Here is a 23,787-nt window from a genome sequence, read left to right as displayed (position 1 = left end):
CGGGCGCTCCCCCTGGGAGGATGGGCGCATGGCAGCGACCCTCGTCGACCTCACCCATCAGGTGACCACCGCGATGCCGGTCTACCCCGGCGACCCGGCCGTCCTGCTGGAGCCCGCGCTCACCACCGCCACGGCGGGGGTGAACGTGCTGGCCCTGCACCTCGGCTCGCAGTCCGGGACGCACGTGGACGCGCCGTACCACGTGGACGTCACCTGGCCGACCCTGGACGGGCTGCCGCTGGAGCGGTTCACCGGCCCGGCCGTGGTCGCCGACCTGCGCGGGCTGGAGCCCCGGACGGCCGTCACCCCCGACCTGCTGGCGCCGGCGCTGGCGCGCTGCGCCGAGGGCACCGTCCTGCTGCTGGCCACCGGCTGGGCCCGGCACTGGGGCACCGACGCCTACCTGGCCCACCCCAGCCTGACCGCGGCCGCCGCCGAGGCGATCGTGGCCGCCGGGGTGCGGACGGTCGGCGTGGACGCGCTGAGCGTGGACCCCACCCCCGACCCGGGGCCGGAGCACCCGGCGGTCGCCGCGCTGCTCGCCGACCTCACCGACGAGCACGACGGGCCCGACCCGGTGGAGGAGCCGACGCTGGCCGCCCACCGGGTGCTGCTGGGCGCGGACGGCGGCGGGGTGATCGCCGAGAACCTGACCGACCTGCGGGCGCTGCTGGCAGCGCAGGAGGCCGGTCTGCCGGTGGAGGTGTCGCTGTTCCCGCTGCGCCTGGTGGCCGCGGACGGGGCCCCGGTGCGGGCGGTGGCCCGGCTGGGCTGACCGGCCCGACCGGGGCCGCACTTGGTCTAGACCAACTCCGATGGCGCCACTAGGCTTTCCGGCCATGGCTGAGATCATCGGAGTGATCGAGCGACTCTGGCGCTACCCCGTGAAGTCCACCGGCGGCGAGCGGCTCGACTCCGTCGACGTGGACGTGCGCGGCCTGGCCGGGGACCGCCTCTACGCCGTCCGCGACGCCTCCGGGAAGCTCGGCTCGGGCAAGACCACCCGCCGCTTCCGCCGGATGGACGGGCTGCTGCGGCTCTCCGCCCGGCTCGGCCGCCGGATCGACGGCCCCGAACTGTTCGACCCGCTCGGCCGCCCGGTCGACCACCCGACCGCCTTCCTGCGCGCCTACCTCCAGCGCGAGGACGTCGAACTCGCCCGCGAGGACGGCGTCCCGCACTTCGACCGACTGCCCGTCAGCGTGCTCAGCACCGCCACCCTGGACTGGGTCCGCGAGGCCGTCCCCTTCGCCGCGGTCGACGAACGCCGGTTCCGCCCCAACATCGTGCTGCGCACCCCGCCGGGCACCCCGCCCTTCGTCGAGGACGCCTGGCTCGGCCGGCAGGCCCGCGGCGGGGCCCCGGACAGCGCCCGGCTCGCCTTCGTCTCCTCCAGCGAGCGCTGCGCGATGAGCGGCGCCCCGCAGCCCGGCCTGCCGCACGCTCCGGAGATCCTCAAGACGATCGTGCACGCCCACGACGGCCGGCTCGACGCCCTCGCCGAGGTCGCCGCCCCCGGGCGGCTGCGGCTCGGCGACCGGCTGGTGCTGGACTGAGTCCTGGCCAGGGCGCCGGTGAAACTGCAGGTCAGAGCGGTTTCAAAGATTCTCCGAAAAAGTTCTGAACTCACCTGCAACCCCCCGGGCCCTTGCACGTCTATGTGAGTGAGCGGCGGGGGAACCCGCCCGAGCGGACCGCAGGCGACACCGGGGACACCACCCCGGACCTCAGGTCCGATCCGTACCGTGCTGATCGACCAGCAGCGGAAAGCTGCCGGTGAAACACCCTGGGGGGTATCCCGAATGTCCGTCGTGCGCGCACGCCGTTCCCGCTCCGCCGTCGTCACCGCCGCCACCCTCGGCGTGCTGCTCGCCACCGGCGCCGTGGTCTCCTCCCCGGCCGCCTACGCCGCCGACGCCCCGGCCGCCGCCACCGCCTCCGCCGCGCCGACCGCCCCGAAGGCCGCGGCCGAGGCCGGCCAGCCGTCGCTGACGGTCAACACCCCTGAGTCGTTCGGCAACGGCGGGGAGCCGGTCGAGTTCTCCGAGACCGTCACCAACCCCGGCACCGCCGACGCCTCGTACAAGCTGTGGTTCGACGCGAGCAACCCGGAGGCCCAGTCCGGGAACCAGCTCACCGTCGACTACCGCGACGCGGACGGCGCCTGGAAGCCGGTCGACCTGGCCTTCACCAACTCCGGCGGCCACTTCACCGGCGGGATCCCGACCGCTCTGACCGTCGCCGGCGGCGCCACCAAGACGGTCCAGCTGCGTCTCGGCCTCCCGATCAGCAACAACTGGGGCAACCACGACCTGCCCATCAAGCTCGACTCCACCGTCCTCGACGCCTCCGGCCACACCGCTCTCGCCGAGAGCACCAAGACCGTGACGGCCAAGGCCCTCACGGTGCAGGTCGGGAACGCGCCGACCACCGCCGTCGCCGGCGGCGCCCCGGTCGAGTTCGACGTCACGGTGACCAACCCCAGCGCCGCGCGCTACACCGACGTCGCCAAGGTCATCGAGGCCGACAAGCGCAGCAAGCTCCAGGTGCAGAACGCGGACGGCAGCTGGGAGACCGTCACCGCGGCCCCCGACCAGTCGGGCCGGGTCCTCTACCACCTCACCGCGGACAAGACCCTCGCCCCCGGTGCCTCCTTCACCCGGCACGTCCGCCTCTCCTTCACCGCCGACGCCCCGACCGGCACCACCTACATCCACCCGTGGGCCATGCTCGGCGAGGGCGGGGCGTTCATGCCCGTCGTCTGCGGCCCGCAGTTCGTCGCGATCAACCTCACCTCCGGCCCGACCCTGTCGGTGCAGCCGCCGTCGTCCATCGGCAACTCCGGCAAGCCGGTCGAGTTCACCGAGACCGTCACCAACCCGGGCAGCACCGACGCCACGTACACGCTGAAGCTGAACGTCAGCAACCCGGCCGCGCGCAGCACCGGCCGCTTCGCCGTCGACTACCGTGACGCCGACGGCACCTGGAAGCCCGTCACGCTGAACTTCAGCCAGGGCGAGAAGACCTTCAACTTCAGCGGTGAGATCCCGGGCGTGTCGGTCGCCGCCGGCACCGCCAAGACCCTCCAGCTGCGCCTCTCCGCCCCGGTCAACAACGACTGGCCCAACGCGCACGGGACCGTCACGCTCCACTCCGCGATCGTGGACGGCGCGAACACGGTCGTGTCGGAGAGCACCAAGGACGTCGAGATGAAGAGCCTCGGCCTGACGGTCAAGAACGCGCCGAGCACCGCCGCGATCGGCGGCGCCCCGGTCGAGTTCGACTTCACCGTGGACAACCAGAGCGCCTCGGACTACGACAACCTCTCCCCCGTGGTGGTCGCCGACCGGAACAGCAAGCTCCAGGTGCAGCAGGCCGACGGCAGCTGGGCGGACATCACCGGCACGCCGAACGGCCAGGCCGGCGGTCCGCTGGTGTACCACCTCACCGCGGACAAGAACCTCGCGGCCAAGTCCTCCTTCACCAAGCACGTGCGCCTGGCCTTCACCGCCGACGCCCCGATCGGCCGGGTCTACGTCACCCCGGCGGTCATCCTCGCCGAGCAGCCGGCCGGCAGCCAGTACGCGGACGCGTGGGCCAGCGCCCAGGGCTTCTCCCTCGACCTGACCGCCACCCCGGCCGAGTACACGGGCAAGGGCACCGACCAGGGCACCGGCACCGCCGTCAAGGCCGGTCTCACCAGCACCACCGACACCGGCACCACCGACACCGGCAGCACGGCCGACAGCACCGGCGGCACCGGCGGCACCGCCACCACCGACACCCAGCTGGCCGGCGGCTCGCTCGCCCACACCGGCTCGGACGGCATGCTGGCCGCCGCCGCGGCCGCCGCCGGCCTGCTGGCCAGCGGCATCGGCGCGATCTTCTTCTCGCGTCGCCGCCGCAACGCCTGATCCCCGCTCCGCGCAGCACCCGAGCCCCGGCTCCCGGCACCGTCCGGGGGCCGGGGCTCGGCCGTTCCGACCGCCCTCAGCCGCGGACCAGGCAGAACGGGTGGCCGGCCGGGTCGGCGTAGACCCGCCAGCCGCCGGCGTCGTGCAGCCGCACCGCACCCAGGGCGAGCACCGCGGGCTCGGCGGCGTCGAGGTCCGGCACGTCGACGTCCAGGTGCGCCTGCTGCGGGTGTTCGGCGCTGCCCCAGCGGGGCGGGCGGTGGTCGGCGACGGCCTGGAAGCAGAGCACCCTGCCGTCGTCCAGGTGCAGGGTGGACCAGCCGTCGCCGAGCGACCAGCGGCGGTCCGGGCGGTCGACCTCGCCGCCGAGCAGTCCGGCGTAGAAGCGGGCGAGCGGGCCCGGGGCCGGGCAGTCGAGCACCAGGCACTGGAGGGAGCCGATCACGGGTTCTCCTCGGGGTCGGTCCGGTGGCCCGGCCCGGGCAGGGCGACCGCCCGGAGGTAGGCCTCGACGAACAGGTCCAGCGCCTCGTCCAGCGGCGGCAGTCCGGCGCCGAGCGCGGGCTCCAGCACCGGTCTCAGCAGGACGTGGTTGACCAGCGGGCCGAGCAGCAGCTGGACCAGCACCGGGAGCGGCAGCGGGCGCAGCCGCCCCGCCTCGACGTGCGGCAGCAGCAGGCGGGAGAGGCCGTCGAACAGCCGCGGCAGGTGGGCCGCCATCATCCGGGCGGCGGGGCCGTCCGGGCGGCCGAACAGGTCGGCGAAGACCGCCGGGACGACCCGCGGCTCGCCGTCGAAGGCCGCGGCGAAGGTGCGGTGGATCGCCCGGACGGTGTCCTCCAGGCTCTCCGGCGGGTCCGCGGCCAGCGTCTCCAGGTCCGGCAGCGGGCCGTACTGGAGGAAGACGGCGGCGAACAGGCCGTCCCGCCCCTCGAAGACGGTGTGCAGGCTGGGCAGCGAGCAGCCGGCCCGGTCGGCCACGGCGTCCAGGGTCACCCCGGCGAGGCCGCGTTCGGCGACCAGCCGGCCCGCCGCCTCGATCGCCCGCTCCCGCACCGGCGGCCGTCCGCCCGGGTCGACGCCGGCCTGCCGGACCGCCTCGTCCAACGGGGCCCGGGAGCCGCCGAGCCGGCGCAGCAGGGTGCTGCGCGACATCCCGGCCGCCGAGGCGATCGCCGTCAGCGGGACGTCCGCGACGTCCTGCCCCCGTTCCTTCGCCGCCGCCAGGGCGGCCGCCACCAGATCGTTCATGTGAGACATCGTACTACTTGACACCTGAGACGGTTCCAGAGATGCTCTATATGCAAGTTCCACCCAGGAGCGGCAAGGGATCGAAGGGGGAGAGCCATGAGCGTCGTCATCTCCGGAGGCGGACCGGCCGGAATGGTGCTGGGCCTGATGCTGGCCCGGGCGGGCGTCGAGGTGACCGTGCTGGAGAAGCACGCCGACTTCCTGCGGGACTTCCGCGGCGACACCGTCCACGCGTCCACCGTGCGCCTCATGGACGAACTGGGCCTCGGCCGGAAGTTCGCCGCCCTGCCGCAGAGCCGGCTCGGCAACATGGTGGTACCGGTGCCCGGCGTCGGCGAGGTCGCGCTGAGCGCCTTCGACCGGCTGCCCGCGCCGTACAACTACATCGCCATGATGCCGCAGTGGGACCTGCTCAACTTCCTGGTCGAGGAGGCGAAGCGGGAACCCGCCTTCACCGTGCGGATGAACACCGAGGCCACCGGACTGCTCCGGGAGCACGGCCGGGTGGTCGGCGTCCGCTACCGCACCCGGGACGGCGAGGAGGGCGAGCTCCGCGCCGACCTCACCGTCGCCGCCGACGGCCGGCACTCCACCCTGCGCCGGGAGGCCGGCCTGGTGCCCGAGGAGTACCCGGTGCCCTTCGACGTCTGGTGGTTCCGGCTCCCCCGGCACACCGACGAGCAGGCCGCGCCGCCCAGCCTCACCCCCGGCTTCGGCGAGCGCGAGATGGTCATCAGCCTGACCCGCGACGACTACTTCCAGATCGCCTACTTCAAGTCCAAGGGCTCCGACCCCCGGCTGCGCGCCGAGGGCATCGACCACTTCCGCGCCCGGATCGCCCGGCTCCTGCCGCAGTTCGCCGACCGGGTCGACCAGTTGGCCGGCCTGGACGAGGTCCACCTGCTCGACGTCAAGCTCAACCGGCTGGACCGCTGGTACGTCGACGGGCTGCTGCTGATCGGCGACGCCGCCCACGCGATGTCCCCGGCCGGCGGCGTCGGCATCAACCTCGCCATCCAGGACGCCGTCGCGGCCGCCACCCTGCTCGCCGAACCGCTGCGCCGCGGCCGACCGACCGTGGCCGCACTGGCCCGGGTCCAGCGGCGCCGCTGGTGGCCGACCGTGCTCATGCAGCGCCTCCAGCGGGTCCTGCACGCCGTCATGTTCGTCCCGGTGCTCACCGGCCGGCGCGCCGGGCCGCCGACCGCCTTCGCCGCGCTCGCCCGCCGGGTGCCCGTCCTCCGGACCGGCCTGTCCCGGCTGATCGCCATCGGGCCGCGCCCCGAACACGCCCCGGCCTTCGCCCGCCGGCCGTCCGCCTGACCGGGCGCCCGACCACCGGCCCGTGCACCGGCCCGTCCACCGGCTCGTGCACCGGCCGGTCCAGGCCCGCCCGAACAGCCCGCCCCGGACCGGCCGTTCGGGCGGGCGGTTTCCGGGGAACGACCCTCGGCATGACGATCCCTCACCGCCTGACCGGCACGGGCGCCCACCCCGTCCTCGTCCTGCACGACTGGTTCGGCACCAGCGCGGGCTGGGGCCCCTTCCTCGACTACCTCGACGGCAGGGCGTTCAGCTACGCCTTCCTCGACTACCGCGGCTACGGCGAGCGCAAGGACGTGACCGGCGCCTACACCCTGGCCGAGATCGCCGCCGACGCGCTCGCTCTCGCCGACCAACTCGGATGGGACCGCTTCTCGTTGGTCGGCCACTCGATGGGCGGCAAGGCGGCCCAGCAGGTCCTGGCCGAGGCCCCGCTGCGGGTGCGCAAGCTGGTCGGCCTGTCGCCGGTGCCGGCCGGGGCGTACCCGCTGGACGAGGCGGGTGAGGCGCTGTTCTACGGCGCCGCCGAGGACCGCGAGAAGCGGTACGCGATCCTCGACCTGGTCACCGGGCAGCGGGCGGGCCGGGTCTGGCTGGACCGGATGGTCGACCAGTCGCTGCGGCTGTCGACCGTCGAGGCCTTCGACGGCTACGTCCAGGACTGGACCACCGCCGACCTGGAGCACCGGATCAGCGGGAACCCCGTCCCGGTCAAGGTCATCGTCGGCGAGCACGACCTCGCGCTGACCGCCGACGTGATGCGCGGCACCTGGCTGGAGCACTACCCCAACGCCGAGTTGGAGGAGCTCGGCGGCAGCGGGCACTACCCGATGTACGAGGCGCCGGTGGCACTGGCGACCTCGATGGAGGCCTTCCTGCACAACTGAGCCGAGCGGCGGGGCCGACCCGTTCGGGAGGGCCCCGGCCGCAGGGGTCAGATGCCGAGGCCGCGGATGACCAGGTCGACCAGGGCGAAGAAGAACAGCGAGATGCCGACGAAGCTGTTCGTCTGGAAGAAGGCCCGGTTGAGCCTCGACAGGTCGTTCGGCTTCACGATGGTGTGCTCGTAGACGAAGGCGCCCGCGACGACGGCCAGGCCGATCCAGAACGCCGGGCCGGCGTCGGTGAGCACCGCGAACCAGCCCAGCAGCAGGGTGGTCAGGACGTGGCAGACCCGGGCGCCGCGGATGGCGGCCGGGACGCCGAAGCGGGCCGGCGGCGAACCGACGCCGTGCTCCCGGTCGGACTCGACGTCCTGGCAGGCGTAGATCAGGTCGAAGCCGCCGATCCAGATGCCGACCGCGACCCCGAGGACCACGGCCTCCCAGGACCAGCTGCCGGTCACCGCGAGCCAGGCGCCGACCGGGCCCATCGCCTGGGCCAGGCCGAGGATCGCCTGCGGGAAGTCGGTGAACCGCTTGCCGTACGGGTAGACGACCATCGGCACCACGGCCACCGGCGCGAGGGCCAGGCAGAGCGGGTTGAGCAGGGCCGCCGCGCCGAGGAACACCACCAGGGCGACCGCCGAGCCGACGTACGCGGTCCTCAACGAGACGGCGCCGGTGACCAGTTCGCGCCCGGCGGTGCGCGGGTTCCGGGCGTCGATCTCGCGGTCGATGATCCGGTTGGCGGCCATCGCGAAGGTGCGCAGGCCGACCATGCAGACGGTGACGATGAACAGTTCGCCCCAGTGCACCCGCTTGTCCGCCAGGAACATGGCGGTCAGCGCGGCGATGTAGGCGAAGGGCAGGGCGAAGACCGAGTGCTCGATCATCACCAGGCGCAGGAAGGCCCGCGTGCGCCCCGGGGTCTCGACCGCAGCCGTACTCACAGTCCGTACTCCTTCCAGCGACGGGTCACCAGTGCGGCCGTGGCCGGGTCCGAGGAGACCATCTCCGGCCAGCCGCCGTCCCGGGTGTAGCCCTCCTCGGGGAGCTTGCGGGTCGCGTCGATGCCCGCCTTGCCGCCCCAGAACTGCTGGTAGGAGGCATGGTCGAGGTGGTCGACCGGGCCCTCGACCACGGTGAGGTCGCGGCTGTAGTCGACGTTCCCGAAGGCCCGCCAGGCGACTTCCTGGTAGTCGTGGACGTCGCAGTCGGAGTCCACCACGATGATCAGCTTGGTGAGCGACATCATGTGGGCGCCCCAGATCGCGTGCATCGTCTTCTGGGCGTGCTTGGGGTACTTCTTGTCGATCGAGACGATCACGCAGTTGTGGAAGCCGCCGGCCTCGGGCAGGTCGTAGTCGACGATGTCCGGGATGATGATCTTGAGCAGTGGCAGGAAGAACCGCTCGGTGAACTTGCCCAGCGGGCCGTCCTCGGTCGGCGGGCGGCCGACCACGATCGACTGCAGGATCGGCCGGCGGCGCATGGTCACGCAGTCGATCGTCAGCGCCGGGAACGGCTCCTGCGGGGTGTAGAAGCCGGTGTGGTCGCCGAACGGGCCCTCGGGGAGCATCTCGCCGGGCTCCAGCCAGCCCTCCAGGACCACCTCGGCGTCGGCCGGGACCTGCAGCGGGACGGTCTTGCAGTCGACCATCCGGACCCGCTCGCCCGCGACGAAGCCGGCGAACAGGTACTCGTCGATGTCGCCGGGCAGCGGTGCGGTGGCCGCGTAGGTGACGGCCGGCGGGCAGCCGAAGGCGATCGCGACCGGGAGGCGCTCGCCGCGCTTGGCCGCGACGGCGTAGTGGTTGCGGCTGTCCTTGTGGATCTGCCAGTGCATCCCGATGGTGCGGCGGTCGTGCCGCTGGAGCCGGTAGAGGCCGAGGTTGCGGACGCCGGTGTCCGGGTCCTTGGTGTGGGTCAGGCCCAGGTTGAAGAAGGAGCCGCCGTCCAGCGGCCAGGTGAACAGCGCGGGCAGCTCGTCCAGGTTGACGTCGTCGCCGGTGAGCACGACCTCCTGGACCGGGGCGTCGCCTGCCTTCACGTGCCGCGGCGGGACGTGCGCCATCGAGGCGAGCTTGCCGAAGGCGTCCCGGAACCCGGTGAAGCCCTGCGGCAGTTCGGGCTTGAGCAGGCCGGCGATCTTCTCGGCGATGTCCTCCGGGCCCTTGAGGCCGAGCGACTTGGCGAGGCGCCGTTCGGTGCCGAAGACGTTCATCGCGAGCGGCATCGACGAACCCTTGACGTTCTCGAACAACAGCGCCGGGCCCTTGGCCTTCTGCACGCGATCGACGATCTCGCCGATCTCCAGGTGGGGGTCCACCTCCGCCTTGATGCGCTTGAGGTCGCCCTCGCGGTCGAGGGCCCGGAGAAACGAGCGGAGATCGTCGTATGCCATGCCTGTCAGTATCCGCCACCCGATAGCCTGGCTTGCGTCAAGGGCCCGGGAAGGCGCCCGCCGCTACCGCCCTCGACGGGGGAGATCGCAGCCGTGCTGAGGATTCTTCTGACCATCGTCCTGCCGCTCGCGCTGTGGGTGTGGGCGTTCATCGACTGCCTGGTCACGCCCGAGGGGGAGGTCAGGCACCTGCCCAAGCCGATCTGGCTGATCATCGTGCTGCTCTTCCCGCCGCTCGGCCCGATCGCCTGGCTGGTGGCCGGGAAGCAGCGCGGCTTCCTGCGCACGGGCGCGCCGGACGGGCGGACGGCGGCCGACGGCCGGAGCGGTTCCGCCGCCCCGCGCCGCGGACGGCCGGTGGCCCCGGACGACGACCCGGAGTTCCTGGCCTCCCTCGGGAACGAGTCCGCGAAGAAGGACGAGTCCCCGAGGAGTGGGTCCTTGCAGGGGAACGACAAGGACCACGAGGAGATGCTCCGCCGCTGGGAGGCCGATCTGCGCCGCCGGGAGCAGGAACTGCGCGGCGGGGAAGAGCCCGAGGACGGGCGAAAGAGCTGATCGGAGCGGTTCCGCCGCTCCCCCGGACAGCCCACCCGGGCAGCTGCGGGTGGGCTGCGGCCTTTTTGGCGCTTCCCTACGACCGGGAGGCCCCCGGCCCTGATCGCCCCGCTCCCGGCGGCGCGGTCCAGCCGTCCTCGAGCGGTACTCCGGACGGCCGTCCCACACTGCTGGAGGACGGTCCTGACCTGCGCTTTCCTTCATGCTCAGGTCATCGGACCATCATCCGCCCGACAACCCCCGGTATTCGAACGGCCACCGAGCGCACAGTCCTCGGGTCGACCGCTTCTGTACAGGCCTGACAGCTAAACGAACTCGACCTTGTACGGAATCGACGCCGAAACCTGCGCACGGCCCCTCGTAGAGTCATAAGTGAAGAAGTTGATTCGCAGCTGGGGGTACAGCAGACGCTGGCTGTCGGACAGTTCCCTCACCCTTGGAGTGGTTCGAGATGACGGTTGTGCATGAGGCGCCGGTCGGCGGCGAGGTCCCCGAGGTCCCGGCCGATGCCAAGGGGCGGGTCGCCGAGCTCCACGAGCTCCGCGAGCAGGTGCGCCGCGGCCCGAGCGACAAGGCCACCGAGGCCCAGCACGCGAAGGGCAAGCTGACCGCCCGCGAGCGCATCGACCTGCTGCTGGACGAGGGCTCCTTCCGCGAGGTCGAGCCGCTGCGCCGGCACCGTGCCCAGGGCTTCGGCCTGGAGGCCAAGAAGCCGCACACCGACGGCGTGGTCGTCGGCTGGGGCACCGTGCACGGGCGCACCGTGTTCACCTACGCGCACGACTTCCGGATCTTCGGCGGCGCCCTGGGTGAGGCCCACGCGCAGAAGATCCACAAGATCATGGACATGGCCATCGCGGCCGGCGCCCCGCTGGTCTCGCTGAACGACGGAGCCGGCGCCCGCATCCAGGAGGGCGTCACCGCCCTGGCCGGTTACGGCGGCATCTTCCAGCGCAACACCAAGGCCTCCGGCGTCATCCCGCAGATCTCGGTGATGCTCGGCCCGTGCGCCGGCGGCGCCGCGTACTCCCCCGCGCTGACCGACTTCGTCTTCATGGTCCGCGAGACCTCCCAGATGTTCATCACCGGCCCGGACGTGGTCCAGGCCGTGACCGGCGAGAAGATCAGCCAGAACGGCCTGGGCGGCGCCGACGTGCACGCCGGCGTCTCGGGCGTCTCGCACTTCGTCTACGACGACGAGCAGTCCTGCATCGAGGAGGTCCGCTACCTCCTGTCGCTGCTGCCGCAGAACAACCGCGAGATGCCGCCGTCCGTGGTCAGCGAGGACCCGGTCGAGCGCCGCAACGACAGCCTGCTGGACCTGGTGCCCGTCGACGGCAACCGCCCGTACGACATGCGCAAGGTGATCGAGGAGATCGTCGACCACGGCGAGTTCCTGGAGGTCCACGAGCGCTGGGCCACCAACGTGCTCTGCGTGCTGGCCCGGGTCGACGGCCACGTCACCGGCATCATCGCCAACCAGCCGCAGTCGCTGGCCGGCGTGCTCGACATCAACGCCAGCGAGAAGGCCGCTCGCTTCGTCCAGATGTGCGATGCCTTCAACATCCCGCTGGTCACCCTGCTGGACGTGCCCGGCTTCCTGCCCGGCGTCGACCAGGAGCACGGCGGCATCATCCGGCACGGCGCCAAGCTGCTGTACGCCTACTGCAACGCCACCGTGCCGCGCATCTCGCTGATCCTGCGCAAGGCCTACGGCGGCGCCTACATCGTCATGGACTCCCGCTCCATCGGTGCGGACCTGTCCTACGCCTGGCCGACCAACGAGATCGCGGTGATGGGTGCCGAGGGCGCCGCCAACGTCATCTTCCGCCGCGAGATCAACGGCGCCGACGACCCGGACGCCATGCGCGCCGAGAAGATCAAGGAATACAAGAGCGAGCTGATGCACCCGTACTACGCGGCCGAGCGCGGCCTCGTGGACGACGTCATCGACCCGGCGGAGACCCGCCAGGTGATCGCCTCCGCCCTGGCGATGCTCCGTACCAAGCACGCCGACCTGCCCAGCCGCAAGCACGGCAACCCGCCGATGTAGCAGCGGCGCGGTTCGCAGCAGCAGGCCGTACCGAGCACCGCCACACACCACAGCAACCGGGGGAGAAACCAAGGACATGACCGCTTCCGCCGAACCACTCGTCCGCGTCGTCCGCGGCAGCCTCTCCGACGAGGAGCTCGCCGCCCTGACCGCCGTCCTGATGGCCCGCGCCGCCGTCGCGCAGCAGGCCTCGGCCGCCGCGCAGGTGGAGCCGATCGCCAACTGGCAGCGCCTGGAGCGCCGCCCGGCCTACTACTCGCCGGTCAGCTGGCAGCAGGCCGCCTGACGCTTCCGGGCCCCGGGCCCCGAGTCCGACCTCGACGGCCGGTCACCCCCATCGGGTGACCGGCCGTCGGGCTGTCCGGCGCGTGCTCCGCCGGCCGCCGCGGCACCGGCACCCGGGCGCCCCGGCACCGTTCGTTCCCGTCCGACCGGGCCCGGAGCGGCTCGGTAGGATACCTACCGGACGGTTCACGCCCGTCGCCCCGTCGGCCCCCATAGGATCGGCCGCTGCCGAGGTACAGAACTTTCCAGGGAGGCTGCGATGGCCAGGCAGGCCCGCGCGCTGGCAACCCGCCAGGCGGTACTCCTCGCGGCGGCCGAGGTGTTCGACGAGCGGGGCTACGCCGCCGCCACGATGGCCGAGATCCTGGAGCGGGCCGGTGTCACCAAGGGCGCGCTGTACTTCCACTTCCACTCCAAGGAGGAGCTGGCGCTCGCCGTGATCGAGGGCCAGGGCGCCTGGATCGCCACCTGGGAGCCCTCCTCGGACAGCCCGGTGCAGACCCTGATCGACCTCGGGTACGCGTTCGCCCGCGCGCTCCAGGAGGACCCGCTGGTACGCGGCAGCATCCGGCTGACGATCGAGCACGGCAGCTTCACCCAGCCGCAGATCGCCGCCTACCAGGGCTGGATGGACCTGGTGGGCGCGCTGTTGGAGCGCGCCCGGGAGGCCGGCGACCTCCACCCGGGGGTCGACCTGGTGGCGGCCTCCGGCGTGATCACCGGCGCCGTGACCGGGATCCAGCTGAGCTCCCAGGTGCTGGCCGACCGGCAGGACCTGATCAAGCGGATGGCCGACCTGTGGACGCTGCTGCTCCCGGGCCTCGTCCAGCCGCACGCCCTGGCCCGGCTGAGCGTCGCCGAACGCCGCTGAGCGCGGCCGGGGCGCGGCTGAGCGCGGCCGGGGTGCGGGGCCCTGGTCGAATCCAGGTCAGACCCGGTAGCCCGCGCAGTCGTCCGGCCCCACCAGGGCCGGCAGGGCGGCCTCCCAGAGTCGCCGGACGGCCTCCGGCGCCGGTCGGCCCGGCTCCTCGGCGGCCAGCAGCACCTGGCCGGCCGCCACCGCGGTGAGCAGTTCGGCGCAGGCCCGCCGGTCCGCCCCGGGGCGCAGCTCCCCGGCCCGTTCGGCGCGCTCCAGCAGCCGCTGGACGACGGCGGCGAGGCTGCGCCAGGCGGCGCCCGGTCCGACGCAGCCGTCCGCCGGCCGCAGGCCCTGGCGGCCGAGCCGGACGCCGGCCCGCACCACCACGTCCTCGCGCAACAGCCGGGCCAGTTCGTACGAGAAGTCGATCAGCCCCTGGACGGCCCGGTCCTCGGTGCGCAGGGCGCGCAGCGCGGCCGCACCGATCTCCCGCCCGGCGGCGGCCCGCACGCCGTCGGCCAGGGCCTGCTTGGAGACGAAGTGGAAGTAGAGGGCGCCCTTGCTCACCCCGGCCCGGCGACTGATGTCGACCAGGCTGGCGGCCTCGAACCCGGCCCCCGCGAAGGTGTCCGCGGCGGCGAGCAGCACGGCCTGCCTGGTCCGCCCCGCGCGTTCCTGCTTGACCACTGATCCCCCCGGACTCCGCCGGACGCGTTCCCCGCCCCACCGGCCGCTGTCGGCGCGCCCTCGGTCGGAGGCGACGCCTCGCATGCGGAGGGCACTGGCCGAAACCGCATGGTTGGTATCTAATCTAGCGCCTGTGTCGACCCCGCCGTCCAGCGGGGACCACCCCCGCCCAAGGTCTGCCGTCCCCGCATCGGGCATTCCCGCAGACCAGAGGCCGGGTAGCGTGGTCAGTCCGGGTCTTGCGACGGGCCACCCCCGGCCGCAGAAGACAAACCGGGTGGTATGTATGTTTTGCTGTGGGGCGTCCGTGGCGGACGCTCGACCGACACCCTGGAGCTGGGGCCAGTCATGCCATTGATCGTAGAGCCGGACGCCCACGGCCCGTACGCCCACCCCGGCACCGGCTACGGCACCCCCTCCGGCACCCACCCCGGCACCGGCTACGACTTCCACGACCGGACCGTCTCCCGGCACCTGGTGCACCGCGCCTCGGTCTCCGAGGTCTTCCTCACCGGCTGGCAGGCCACCGGCCCGTACGACTTCCTGCTCGGCGCCCAGTGGCCCCGGCTGCACGGCTTCTACCGGCTGCCCGGGGACCGCTACCACGACCCGGTGCTGATGGCCGAGACCGTCCGGCAGGCCGGGCTGCTGATCGGCCACGCGGGCTTCGGGGTGCCGCGCGACCACCACTTCGTCATGGAGGAGCTCGGCTACGCCCTCGGCGAGCCCGGCCTGCCCGGCCTCGCGGTGACCGCCGACCCGGCCTCGCTGATGCTCACCGTCGGCTGCCAGGACGTCCGGATGCGGCACGGCCGGCTGGCCTCGCTGCGGGTGCACGCCGAGGTCGCCCGGGACGGCCTGCGGATCGGCCACGGCGCCGGCCAGCTGCGGGTGGTCACCCCTGCCTCGTACCGGCGGCTGCGCGGCCCCGGCCGCGGCGCCGTCACCCCGCCGCGCCCGCCGGAGCCGGCCGCACCCGAGCTGGTCGGCCGGGCCCAGGCCGCGGACGTGGTGCTCAGCCCGACCCTGCGGCCGGACACCTGGCTGCTGCGCGCCGACGCCGGGCACCCGGTGCTGTTCGACCACGAGCTCGACCACGTGCCCGGGATGCTGGTGCTGGAGGCCGCCCGGCAGGCCGCCCAGCGGCTGCACCACCCCGAGCCGGTGGTGCCGGTCGAGCTGGTGACCGCCTTCGACCACTACATCGAGCTGGACCGGCCGTGCTTCGTACGGGCCGTCCGCGAGCGGGCACCGGACGGCCGCCGCACCCCCGTCCTGGTGCGGCTGCTCCAGGACGGGCGGACGGCGGCCGAGTGCCGGCTGCTCACCGAGCCGGTCGACGGTCCGCGGGTGCCGGTCCGGCGGGACGCCTTCGAGGGGCGCCCCACCGCGACCGGCCTGCTGCCGCTGGCGAGTTGAGGCCCGGCGGGCCGGTGCCGCGGCGGGCCGGGGTCCTGGTTCAGGCGGCCACCAGTGCGGCGGGCCGGCGCCCGGCGTGCATCACGCTGAGGTTGGCCGCCAGCCGGACCGGGTCCTGGGCCAGCCAGAGCCGCAGCGCCGCGCCCAGGGCCGCGCTGGCCGACTCGATCCGGACCTCGGTGATCTGGGCGATCCGGGCCGCGCCGGGCACCAGCAGATCGGCCAGTGCGGTCGGCAGCCAGACCGTCAGCGCGCACGGCGCCGGCGTCGCGAGGGCGCCCAGCAGCCGGTAGGCGTCCCCCGGTGCGCTGAGCGTGGGGATGATGTCCAGCAGAGCGTCGGCCACCACTTCGGACACGTCGCTCCGGTGTCCCTGGGCGAGCCGTCGGAGCAACATGCGCTCGGCGGCGGTGATTCGGACGGTCAGCATGACCTCGTCGCACTCCATTGCGCGATCTCCTCCTCGTTCCTCCCCGTACCGGCACGGACGGCCGGCACGTCTTACCCCTGGTGCACCTCGGCCCGGCGATCTCGTGCGGAAAGCCGGGCCGGTGGGTGCGTGCCTCCGGTCAGATCCCCGCGTACGAGTGCTTGCCGGTGACGAAGATGTTGACGCCGTAGTAGTTGAAGAGCCAGCAGCCGAAGGCGGCCAGCGCCAGGTACGCGGCCTTGCGGCCCTTCCAGCCGGCCGTGGCGCGGGCGTGCAGGTAGCAGGCGTAGGCGACCCAGGTGATGAACGACCAGGTCTCCTTCGGGTCCCACTCCCAGTACTTGCCCCAGGCGGCCTCGGCCCAGATCGCGCCCGCGATGATGGTGAACGTCCACAGCGGGAAGATCAGGGCGTTGATCCGGTACGACAGCTTGTCGAAGGTGGCCGGGGCGGGCAGGCGGTTGCAGACCGACACCCGGACCCGGGCCAGCGCGATCCGGGCCTTGCCGTACTTCGCCTCGGCCGACCGCGCCGCGCCGGGCCGCAGGAACTCGTAGAAGCCGGCGTCGGCCTTCTTCCGGAACGAGTCCTGGAACAGGTACAGCAGCGTGGCGATGAACGCCGCGTAGAAGGAGCCGCCGCAGAAGATCGCGGTGGAGACGTGGATCGCCAGCCAGTACGAGTGCAGCGCCGGGACGAGCTGCTCCGAGTCGGTGTACAGCACCTGGGTGGCGATGCCGAGGGTCAGCAGCACCGCGACGACGACCGGCAGGCCGAGCCAGCGGACGTTCTTCCGCGCGGCCAGCAGGACCAGGTACGCCGCCGTCATGGCGAACGCGAAGGCGCACGAGAACTCGTACATGTTGCCCCACGGCCAGCGGGACACCGACAGGCCGCGGGCGACGATGCCGCCACCGTGCAGCAGCACCGCCAGGACGGTGAGCGAGACGGCGATCCGGCCCGCCAGGTCGGCCTTCTCGCTGGTGCCGGCCGCGCCCGGGCCGTCCTCCTCGTCCGCGCTGCGCCCGCTGGTGACCACCGTCGCGCCCTCGCCCGCCACCGCGGTGCGGGTGAGCGTGGTGGTACCGCCGGCGGCGCCCGCCACGGTGACGGTGACCTTCTTCACCGCCTTGCTCGCGGCCGTCTGCTCGGCCGCGGCGACGGTCTCGGCCAGACTGCCCGCCTGCTCCTTCGAGCGGACGGCGACGGCACCCTTGCTGCCGAAGGTCCACTCGATCATGTGGGCGAACATGGCGAGCGTGTAGACCGCCATCGCCGAATAGATCAGCTTGTTGGAGAGGTCGGCCAGCTGTGGGTCGACTCCCGAGGCGAGGTGCACCGTCTACTCCTTGGAGTTCTGGTCGGCAGGGGCTGTGGGGTCTTCTGCTGCGGGGTCTTCCGGTACCGCCGCGGGGTCGTCCGGTGCCACGGGGTCGTCCTCCTCCGACGCCGGGGCGTCGTCCTGGAGGTCCACCGCGAGTTCGGCCAGCTCCTCGGCGATCTTCGCCGACTCGCTGCGGGCCAGGCCGGCCAGCTCCACCTGGGTGCCGCCGCCCGGCAGGGCCACCGCCCGCACCCAGATCCGGCGGCGCTGGATGAACAGCGAGCCGATCAGGCCGAGGATCGCCAGCACCGCGCCGGTGAGCGCGATCTCGTTGCCGGGGCGGTGCGAGACGTTGAAGCTCGCCCACTGCTTGTAGCCCTCGAAGGTGACGGTGCCGTAGCCGTCCGGCAGGGTCCAGCCCTGTCCGGGCTTGAGCAGCGCCTTGGCCGGCTGGCCGTCCTGCTGCAGCTGGGTGAGCTTGGAGGTGTTCAGCTGGTAGATGTTCTGCGGCAGGCCGGAGTCGGTGCCGAGGTCGCCGGAGAAGGCGTTCAGCACCAGCTCGGGGGCGGCGTCGCCGGGGAACAACGAGATCGGGCCGGTGCCCGCGAAGCTCAGCGGGGCGGTCGGCAGGAAGAAGCCGGAGAAGCCCAGCTGGGTCCGGTTGCCGTCCGGGCCGGCGCCGTAGTCGGAGACCTTCACCACGCCGGTCGAGGTCAGGTTGGCGTCCTGCGGCAGGAACGGCACGACGTCGTGGTAGACCACGTCGCCCTTGCCGTTCTTCACGGTGATCACCGGGGCGTAGCCGTGGCCGATCAGGTAGACCTTGCTGCCGCCGATCTCCAGCGGGTGGTTGACCTCGATCGTGCCCTTCTTCGTCTTCGACTCGTCACTGCCCTCGTAGTACTCCACGTTCGCGGTGAACTGACGGGCGGCGCCCATCTGGTCACCGGTGTTCTGGAACTTCGAGGTGAAGTCGTCGAGCTTGAGGTAGAAGGGGTCGAGGTCCTGGTTGCCGTAGAACCGGGTGCCGGTGAAGTCGTCGAGCTGGGTGATCGTGTTGGAGTAGCCCTGGCCCTCGACCATCAGCTTGCCGCCGGTGCCGGAGGCCAGGCTGGCCCAGGCGAAGCCGCCGAGCAGCGCGAACAGCGACAGGTGGAACAGCAGGTTGCCGACCTCGCGCAGGTAGCCCTTCTCGGCGGCCACCGAGTCGCCGGACAGGTTCGCCCGGAAGCCGCGCTTGCGCAGCAGCCGGTGGGCGGCCGCGTTCACCTGCTCCGGCGCCGCCCCGGTGCGCCAGACCGCGTGCACCGGCATCCTGGTCAGGTTGCGCGGGGCGGCCGGGGGCTGGGAGCGCAGCACGCCGACGAACTGCCAGGTGCGCGGGATGATGCAGCCGGCCAGCGAGACGAACAGCAGGATGTAGATCGCGGAGAACCAGACCGAGCTGTAGACGTCGAACAGCTGGAGCTTCTCGTAGATCGGCGCGACCGTGGTGTGCTGCGCCTTCCAGGTCTGCACCTTGAACTGGTTCTGGCCGTTCTGCGGGATCAGCGAGCCCGGGATGGCGGCCAGCGACAGCAGGAACAGCAGGATCAGGGCGACCCGCATCGAGGTCAGCTGGCGCCACATCCAGCGCGCCCAGCCGAGCACCCCTATGCCGGTCGGCCCCTCGGACTCGACCGGCGCGCTGCTCAGCCGTTCGGCTGCGGCGTCGTCGTCCGGCGCCGGGGGCAGCTCGGTATCGGTCGTGGTCTTGCTCACGGTCAGATTCCGATCTGGGAGTCGGCGGTCCAGGACTGCAGTTCGCTCATCCAGGAATCCCAGATCCCGGTGACGAGCAGCAGACCGACCGCGACGAGCATGCCGCCACCGATCCGCATCACGAGCGGGTAGTGCCGCTTGACCCACCCGAAGGCGCCCAGCGCCCGGCGGAAGGCCAGCGCGGCCACGATGAACGGTACGCCGAGGCCCAGGCAGTAGAAGGTCATCAGCAGGGCCCCGCGCGCCGCGTCCGCCTGGTTCAGCGACAGCGTCTGGACGGCCGCCAGGGTCGGGCCGATGCAGGGCGTCCAGCCGACGCCGAACACCATGCCCAGCAGCGGCGCGCCGAGCAGGCCGACGGCCGGGCGGCGGTGCGAGCGCACCTCGCGCATGCTCAGGCCGGGGACCAGGCCCATGAAGGCCAGGCCCATCACCACGGTCAGCGAGCCGAGCACGATCGAGATGGCCCGCTTGTGCTCCAGCAGGGTGTTGCCGAACTGGCCGAACAGCGCCCCGCCGGAGACGAAGACCACGGTGAAGCCGAGGATGAACAGGGTCGCCCCGAGCAGCATCCGGCCGCGCCTGGCGCCGCGGGCGTCCGCGAGGTCGGCGGCGGAGAAGCCCGTCACGTACGACAGGTAGCCGGGCACCAGCGGCAGCACGCAGGGCGAGAAGAACGAGACCAGCCCGGCCGCGAGCGCGACCGGCGCGGCGGCGAGCAGCGCCCCGCTCTGGACCGTGGTGAAGGTGTCGGCCAGCGGGAGTGCGGCGGCGTTCGGCGGCGCACTCACTGCTGCTGCTCCGCGACCACCGGCTGGACGATCGACTCCAGCGCCTCCTGGGTCGTCCCGCCGACGGCGCGGGCGGCCAGCTTGCCGTCGCGGTCGACGACCAGGGTGGTCGGGATGGACTGCGGGTTGAGGCTGCCCTTGGGGAACTTGAGCAGCTGGGTGCCGGCCGGGTCGAAGATGCTCGGGAAGGAGACGCCCTGCTCCTGCTCGAAGCGGACGGCGTTGGTCCTGTCGGTGTCCCGGGTGTTGATGCCCAGGAACTGGACGCCCTTGTCCTTGTACTCGTCCGCGACGGCCTGGAGGTTCTTCGCCTCGGCCCGGCACGGCCCGCACCAGGAGCCCCAGACGTTCAGCACCACGACCTTGCCGCGGTAGTCGGAGAGCTTGACCTGGTTGCCCTCCAGGGTCTCCCCGGAGACGTCGGGCGCGTCCCCGCGCTTGCCGGTGTCCGCCTTCGACAGGTTGGTCCCCTTGACGGTCACGAACCCGACCTGCCCCTCGCTGCTGCTCGACGAGCCCGAGGAGGAACAGCCGGTGAGGACGAGCGCAGCGGCGGCGACTGTGGCGGCGGCTGCGGCGACACGGGGACGGGGGCGCGTCATGGCAGACATGTGAAAAGTTTCGCATGGAGTTCCGGGCGGGTTCGCCGGGGTCCTACCTTGCGCGTCGCACACCCTCTGACCTGCGAAGACTTCGGGCCACCCGACGCTCGCCGGGTGACCCGAAGTCATACTTACGCACCGCTTACGGGCCTCAGGCGCCGAAGCTCTTGCCCACCGGCTTGTCGCCCTTGCGGCCCTTGCCGACCAGGTGCGCGGGCAGCAGGTCACGGGCCGGCTCGCGGTACCCGACCGAGACGATGCTGTCGCCCTCGAAGGTGAAGCTGGTCAGCGAGGCCAGCGAGCACTGCCGGTTGCGCGGGTCGTGCCAGAGCCGGCGGCGCTCCACGAAGGAGCGGAGGATCCAGATCGGCAGCTGGTGGCTGACGCAGACCGCCTCGTGCCCGCGGGCCGCGTCCCGGGCGGCGCCGAGCGCACCCATCATCCGCACCACCTGGTCGAGGTACGGCTCGCCCCAGGAGGGCTTGAACGGGTTGGTCAGGTACTTCCAGTAGCCCGGGTTGCGCAGCGAGCCGTCGCCGACGCCGAAGGTCTTGCCCTCGAAGACGTTCTCCGCCTCGATCAGCCGCGGGTCCGCCGCGACCTCCAGACCGTGCGCCTTGGCGATCGGCTCGGCGGTCTCCTGGGCCCGCTCCAGCGGGGAGGCCACCACGTGGGTGACGTCCCGCCCGGCGAGGTCCTCGGCGACCCGGTCGGCCATCTGACGGCCCAGCTCGGACAGGTGGTAGCCCGGCAGGCGGCCGTACAGCACGCCCTCCGGGTTGTGCACCTCACCGTGGCGCATCACGTGGACGACGGTGATCTCTTTGGCGCTCACTTCTCAACTGCTCCTGTGGTCGGGAGGGGGCTCAGGCCGTGGCGGCGGCAGCGGCGCGGGCCGCGGCCGGCAGCGCGGCGGCGATCCGCTCGATCGCCCGGGCGTCGTGGGTCGACGAGACGAACCAGGACTCGAAGGCGGACGGCGGCAGGTAGACGCCCTCGGCCAGCATCGCGTGGAAGAAGGCGGTGAAGCGGAACGCCTCCTGGGTCTTCGCCTCGTCGTAGTTGGTGACGGCGGCCTCGGTGAAGAACACCGAGAACATGTTCCCGGCGGTCTGCAGCCGGTGCGCCACACCCTCCTTGGTGAGCGCCTCGGAGACCAGGCCGGAGATCTCGGCGGAGACCTTGTCCACCGTCGCGTACACCTCGTCGGTGCAGCCGCGCAGCTGGGCCAGGCCGGCCGCGGTGGCGACCGGGTTCCCGGACAGGGTGCCCGCCTGGTAGACCGGGCCGGCCGGGGCCAGGTGGGCCATCACGTCGGCCCGGCCGCCGAAGGCCGCGGCCGGGAAGCCGCCGCCCATGACCTTGCCGAAGGTCAGCAGGTCCGGCGCCCAGCCCTCGTGCGCCGCCTCCAGGCCGTACCAGCCCGCCTTGGAGACGCGGAAGCCGGTCATCACCTCGTCGGAGACGAACAGCGCGCCGTTGTCCCGGCAGAGCCGGGCCAGGCCGGCGTTGAAGCCGGGCAGCGGCGGGACGACGCCCATGTTTCCGGGCGAGGCCTCGGTGATCACACAGGCGATCTCGCCCGGGTGGGCGGCGAAGGCCTGCTCGACGGCGGCCAGGTCGTTGTAGGGCAGCACGATGGTGTCGCCGGCCTGGGCGCCGGTGACGCCCGGGGTGTCCGGCAGGCCGAAGGTGGCCACGCCGGAACCGGCGGCGGCCAGCAGCGCGTCCACGTGACCGTGGTAGCAGCCGGCGAACTTGACCACCTTCGCCCGGCCGGTGAAGCCGCGGGCGAGCCGGATCGCGGACATGGTGGCCTCGGTGCCGGAGGAGACCAGGCGGACCTGCTCGACCGGGGCGACCCGGGAGACGATCTCCTCGGCCAGCTCGACCTCGCCCTCACCGGGCGTGCCGAAGGAGGTGCCGCGGGAGACCGCCCGCTGGACGGCGTCGACCACGGCCGGGTTCGCGTGGCCGAGGATCATCGGACCCCACGAGCACACCAGGTCGACGTACTCGCGGCCGTCGGCGTCGGTGAGGTAGGGGCCGGTGCCGGACACCATGAAGCGCGGCGTGCCGCCGACCGCGCGGAAGGCGCGCACCGGGGAGTTGACGCCGCCGGGCGTGACCACGGAGGCGCGATCGAACAGCGACTGGGACTGGGGGGCTTCGTAGGGGTAGCTCACGGGAGACATGGTCTCAAATCGTGTCCTTGAGCTCTGCATGTCCGGCCCGATCATCTGGAACGATGATCCGGGCACCGTTGTCTGTACGGTTGTCCCTGACGGTCGCCCGTGGCGGTGGTGTACGGGCGGGGCCGCTGGTTGTTCCGTCACACGGACCAGTCAGACTGTGTGCACAGAGTGCGCGAGCGCTCCGGTTGTGTACAGGGGTGTGGAGAGGACTGCTGTGTGCCGCTGGTGGGTACGGCCCGCGAGTAGGCACGGCGGCGAATGACGGTAAGGAGCACGGCCGGCGGGACGCCGGTCGTGCGGGGGTCTGTCGATTCCGGCGAATTCCGGTGAGGATGGTCCGAGTGTCCGAGGCGCAGGACGGGTTCGACGAGGCAGCGGGTGGCCCCCGCAGGCCCGCCGAGACCGCACGCGGGGGTACGGGAGCGGGTACGGGTCGTGGTCGTCGCGGTGGCGAGAGGCGGGGTGAGGGACGCGTGGGGGTGACGTACAAGTACTTCGGCGCACCGGACCGCGCCACCGCCGCCAGAGTCCCCACCGCCCTCGGCCCGGGCGGACTGGGCCTGGACGCCGGCGAACTCGGTGCGCTGGGGCGGCTCGGCGACCTGATGGAGACCAGCGGCTCCCCCACCGGCCACCTCTCCACCAAGATCAAGCCGGAGACCATGAGCGCGATGGTCCTCACCGGCATCCAGGGCGTGCCGCTGCACCAGGTGCCGCCGCTGGAGCTCGTCGTCCTGCACCCCGACTACGCCGTCGTCCAACTCCCCCACAACGTGGTCGAACCGCTGCGCAAGGCGGACGAGACCGAACTCGGCGCGGCCGCCTTCATCTGGTCCACCGTCCCGGACCGCCGCGGGCCGCGGGACGCCTTCGTGATCTACAGCATGCTGCACGAGTGGCAGGACTTCGCCAACCGCCTGCACGACGCCGGGCACCAGCTGTACTGCCTGGTCTGGCCCTGAGTGCGCCGCTGACCGCCGGTCGCTGACCACTGGCCGCTGAACGCCGGTCGCTGAACGCCGTTCGGGGCGACGGTGGTTGACGGTTCGT

General features: G+C 72.4%; 23 protein-coding genes. 11 read left to right on the top strand and 12 right to left on the bottom strand.

Translation table 11 applies throughout. The annotated features are described in order from the left end of the window. The first annotated feature begins 28 nt into the window (after positions 1–28). The 3 genes from ACZ4W5_RS30445 (at position 29) to ACZ4W5_RS30435 (ending at position 3,914) form a co-directional block, all read left to right on the top strand. Entirely contained in the window at positions 29–775 is a 747-nt protein-coding gene (locus tag ACZ4W5_RS30445) for a cyclase family protein (RefSeq protein ID WP_465658134.1), read from the top strand. A gap of 64 nt (positions 776–839) precedes the next feature. After that, entirely contained in the window at positions 840–1,556 is a 717-nt protein-coding gene (locus tag ACZ4W5_RS30440) for an MOSC domain-containing protein (RefSeq protein ID WP_465658132.1), read from the top strand. Positions 1,557–1,811: 255 nt separating this feature from the next. Then, on the top strand, positions 1,812–3,914 hold the full coding sequence (locus tag ACZ4W5_RS30435) for a COG1470 family protein (RefSeq protein ID WP_465658130.1): 2,103 nt from the start codon (positions 1,812–1,814) through the stop codon (positions 3,912–3,914). Positions 3,915–3,990: 76 nt separating this feature from the next. Here ACZ4W5_RS30435 and ACZ4W5_RS30430 read toward each other — a convergent pair whose 3' ends face one another. Further along, the gene (locus tag ACZ4W5_RS30430; RefSeq protein WP_465658128.1) at positions 3,991–4,359 is read right to left on the bottom strand and encodes a VOC family protein; all 369 of its coding nucleotides are present in this window, start codon (positions 4,357–4,359) and stop codon (positions 3,991–3,993) included. Next, positions 4,356–5,165 carry a TetR/AcrR family transcriptional regulator gene (locus ACZ4W5_RS30425; RefSeq protein WP_465658126.1) on the bottom strand — a complete coding sequence of 270 codons (810 nt, stop codon included), beginning with the start codon at positions 5,163–5,165 and terminating at the stop codon, positions 4,356–4,358. Before ACZ4W5_RS30425 ends, ACZ4W5_RS30430 begins: the two co-directional genes overlap by 4 nt. Before the next feature lie 96 nt (positions 5,166–5,261). Here ACZ4W5_RS30425 and ACZ4W5_RS30420 point away from each other — a divergent pair, with 96 nt between their 5' ends. Together ACZ4W5_RS30420 and ACZ4W5_RS30415 are read left to right on the top strand one after the other, a co-directional pair. Next, complete coding sequence (locus ACZ4W5_RS30420) at positions 5,262–6,488, top strand: FAD-dependent oxidoreductase (protein WP_465658124.1); 1,227 nt, start codon at positions 5,262–5,264, stop codon at positions 6,486–6,488. A gap of 131 nt (positions 6,489–6,619) precedes the next feature. Continuing rightward, entirely contained in the window at positions 6,620–7,375 is a 756-nt protein-coding gene (locus ACZ4W5_RS30415) for an alpha/beta fold hydrolase (RefSeq protein WP_360225971.1), read from the top strand. A 47-nt stretch (positions 7,376–7,422) separates the two neighbouring features. Here the strand turns inward: ACZ4W5_RS30415 and mqnP are convergent, their stop codons facing one another. Together mqnP and ACZ4W5_RS30405 are read right to left on the bottom strand one after the other, a co-directional pair. Next, the gene (gene mqnP / locus ACZ4W5_RS30410; RefSeq protein WP_465658122.1) at positions 7,423–8,319 is read right to left on the bottom strand and encodes a menaquinone biosynthesis prenyltransferase MqnP; all 897 of its coding nucleotides are present in this window, start codon (positions 8,317–8,319) and stop codon (positions 7,423–7,425) included. Then, positions 8,316–9,773 carry a menaquinone biosynthesis decarboxylase gene (locus ACZ4W5_RS30405; protein ID WP_360225965.1) on the bottom strand — a complete coding sequence of 486 codons (1,458 nt, stop codon included), beginning with the start codon at positions 9,771–9,773 and terminating at the stop codon, positions 8,316–8,318. Before ACZ4W5_RS30405 ends, mqnP begins: the two co-directional genes overlap by 4 nt. Positions 9,774–9,866: 93 nt before the next feature. Here ACZ4W5_RS30405 and ACZ4W5_RS30400 point away from each other — a divergent pair, with 93 nt between their 5' ends. From ACZ4W5_RS30400 to ACZ4W5_RS30385, 4 genes are all read left to right on the top strand, one after another. After that, positions 9,867–10,331, top strand: a complete 465-nt coding sequence (locus ACZ4W5_RS30400) for a PLD nuclease N-terminal domain-containing protein (RefSeq protein WP_465658120.1) — start codon at positions 9,867–9,869, stop codon at positions 10,329–10,331. A 451-nt stretch (positions 10,332–10,782) separates the two neighbouring features. Further along, entirely contained in the window at positions 10,783–12,384 is a 1,602-nt protein-coding gene (locus ACZ4W5_RS30395; RefSeq protein ID WP_360225959.1) for an acyl-CoA carboxylase subunit beta, read from the top strand. Positions 12,385–12,460: 76 nt separating this feature from the next. Beyond that, positions 12,461–12,670 carry an acyl-CoA carboxylase subunit epsilon gene (locus ACZ4W5_RS30390; protein ID WP_360225956.1) on the top strand — a complete coding sequence of 70 codons (210 nt, stop codon included), beginning with the start codon at positions 12,461–12,463 and terminating at the stop codon, positions 12,668–12,670. 258 nt (positions 12,671–12,928) lie between these two features. Beyond that, positions 12,929–13,540 carry a ScbR family autoregulator-binding transcription factor gene (locus ACZ4W5_RS30385; protein ID WP_360225953.1) on the top strand — a complete coding sequence of 204 codons (612 nt, stop codon included), beginning with the start codon at positions 12,929–12,931 and terminating at the stop codon, positions 13,538–13,540. 57 nt (positions 13,541–13,597) lie between these two features. Here ACZ4W5_RS30385 and ACZ4W5_RS30380 read toward each other — a convergent pair whose 3' ends face one another. After that, complete coding sequence (locus ACZ4W5_RS30380; protein ID WP_465658118.1) at positions 13,598–14,215, bottom strand: ScbR family autoregulator-binding transcription factor; 618 nt, start codon at positions 14,213–14,215, stop codon at positions 13,598–13,600. Positions 14,216–14,563: 348 nt separating this feature from the next. Here ACZ4W5_RS30380 and ACZ4W5_RS30375 point away from each other — a divergent pair, with 348 nt between their 5' ends. Next, positions 14,564–15,634: a ScbA/BarX family gamma-butyrolactone biosynthesis protein gene (locus ACZ4W5_RS30375; RefSeq protein WP_465658116.1), complete on the top strand. Its 1,071-nt coding sequence runs from the start codon at positions 14,564–14,566 to the stop codon at positions 15,632–15,634. A 40-nt stretch (positions 15,635–15,674) separates the two neighbouring features. Here the strand turns inward: ACZ4W5_RS30375 and ACZ4W5_RS30370 are convergent, their stop codons facing one another. From ACZ4W5_RS30370 to hemL, 7 genes are all read right to left on the bottom strand, one after another. Then, positions 15,675–16,082: a hypothetical protein gene (locus tag ACZ4W5_RS30370; protein WP_360225944.1), complete on the bottom strand. Its 408-nt coding sequence runs from the start codon at positions 16,080–16,082 to the stop codon at positions 15,675–15,677. 121 nt (positions 16,083–16,203) lie between these two features. Then, the gene (gene ccsB, locus ACZ4W5_RS30365; protein WP_360225941.1) at positions 16,204–17,403 is read right to left on the bottom strand and encodes a c-type cytochrome biogenesis protein CcsB; all 1,200 of its coding nucleotides are present in this window, start codon (positions 17,401–17,403) and stop codon (positions 16,204–16,206) included. Between the two features lie 3 nt (positions 17,404–17,406). Beyond that, on the bottom strand, positions 17,407–19,149 hold the full coding sequence (gene resB / locus ACZ4W5_RS30360) for a cytochrome c biogenesis protein ResB (RefSeq protein ID WP_465658115.1): 1,743 nt from the start codon (positions 19,147–19,149) through the stop codon (positions 17,407–17,409). 2 nt (positions 19,150–19,151) lie between these two features. Continuing rightward, positions 19,152–19,940: a cytochrome c biogenesis CcdA family protein gene (locus ACZ4W5_RS30355; protein ID WP_360225935.1), complete on the bottom strand. Its 789-nt coding sequence runs from the start codon at positions 19,938–19,940 to the stop codon at positions 19,152–19,154. Beyond that, positions 19,937–20,542, bottom strand: a complete 606-nt coding sequence (locus tag ACZ4W5_RS30350) for a TlpA family protein disulfide reductase (RefSeq protein ID WP_360225932.1) — start codon at positions 20,540–20,542, stop codon at positions 19,937–19,939. The genes ACZ4W5_RS30355 and ACZ4W5_RS30350 overlap by 4 nt, the downstream gene beginning before the upstream one ends. Before the next feature lie 151 nt (positions 20,543–20,693). Then, positions 20,694–21,344, bottom strand: a complete 651-nt coding sequence (locus tag ACZ4W5_RS30345) for a histidine phosphatase family protein (RefSeq protein WP_360227634.1) — start codon at positions 21,342–21,344, stop codon at positions 20,694–20,696. Positions 21,345–21,408: 64 nt separating this feature from the next. After that, the gene (hemL, locus tag ACZ4W5_RS30340; protein WP_402482123.1) at positions 21,409–22,737 is read right to left on the bottom strand and encodes a glutamate-1-semialdehyde 2,1-aminomutase; all 1,329 of its coding nucleotides are present in this window, start codon (positions 22,735–22,737) and stop codon (positions 21,409–21,411) included. Positions 22,738–23,216: 479 nt separating this feature from the next. Here hemL and ACZ4W5_RS30335 point away from each other — a divergent pair, with 479 nt between their 5' ends. Beyond that, positions 23,217–23,699 (top strand): hypothetical protein, encoded by a 483-nt coding sequence (locus tag ACZ4W5_RS30335; protein ID WP_350507657.1) that lies wholly within the window; start codon positions 23,217–23,219, stop codon positions 23,697–23,699. The last annotated feature ends 88 nt before the right edge of the window (positions 23,700–23,787 follow it).

The organism is Kitasatospora sp. NPDC029367 (genome assembly GCF_055569135.1).
Note: the sequence above shows the minus strand (reverse complement) of the source record. Positions and strands in the feature narration are given on the sequence as shown.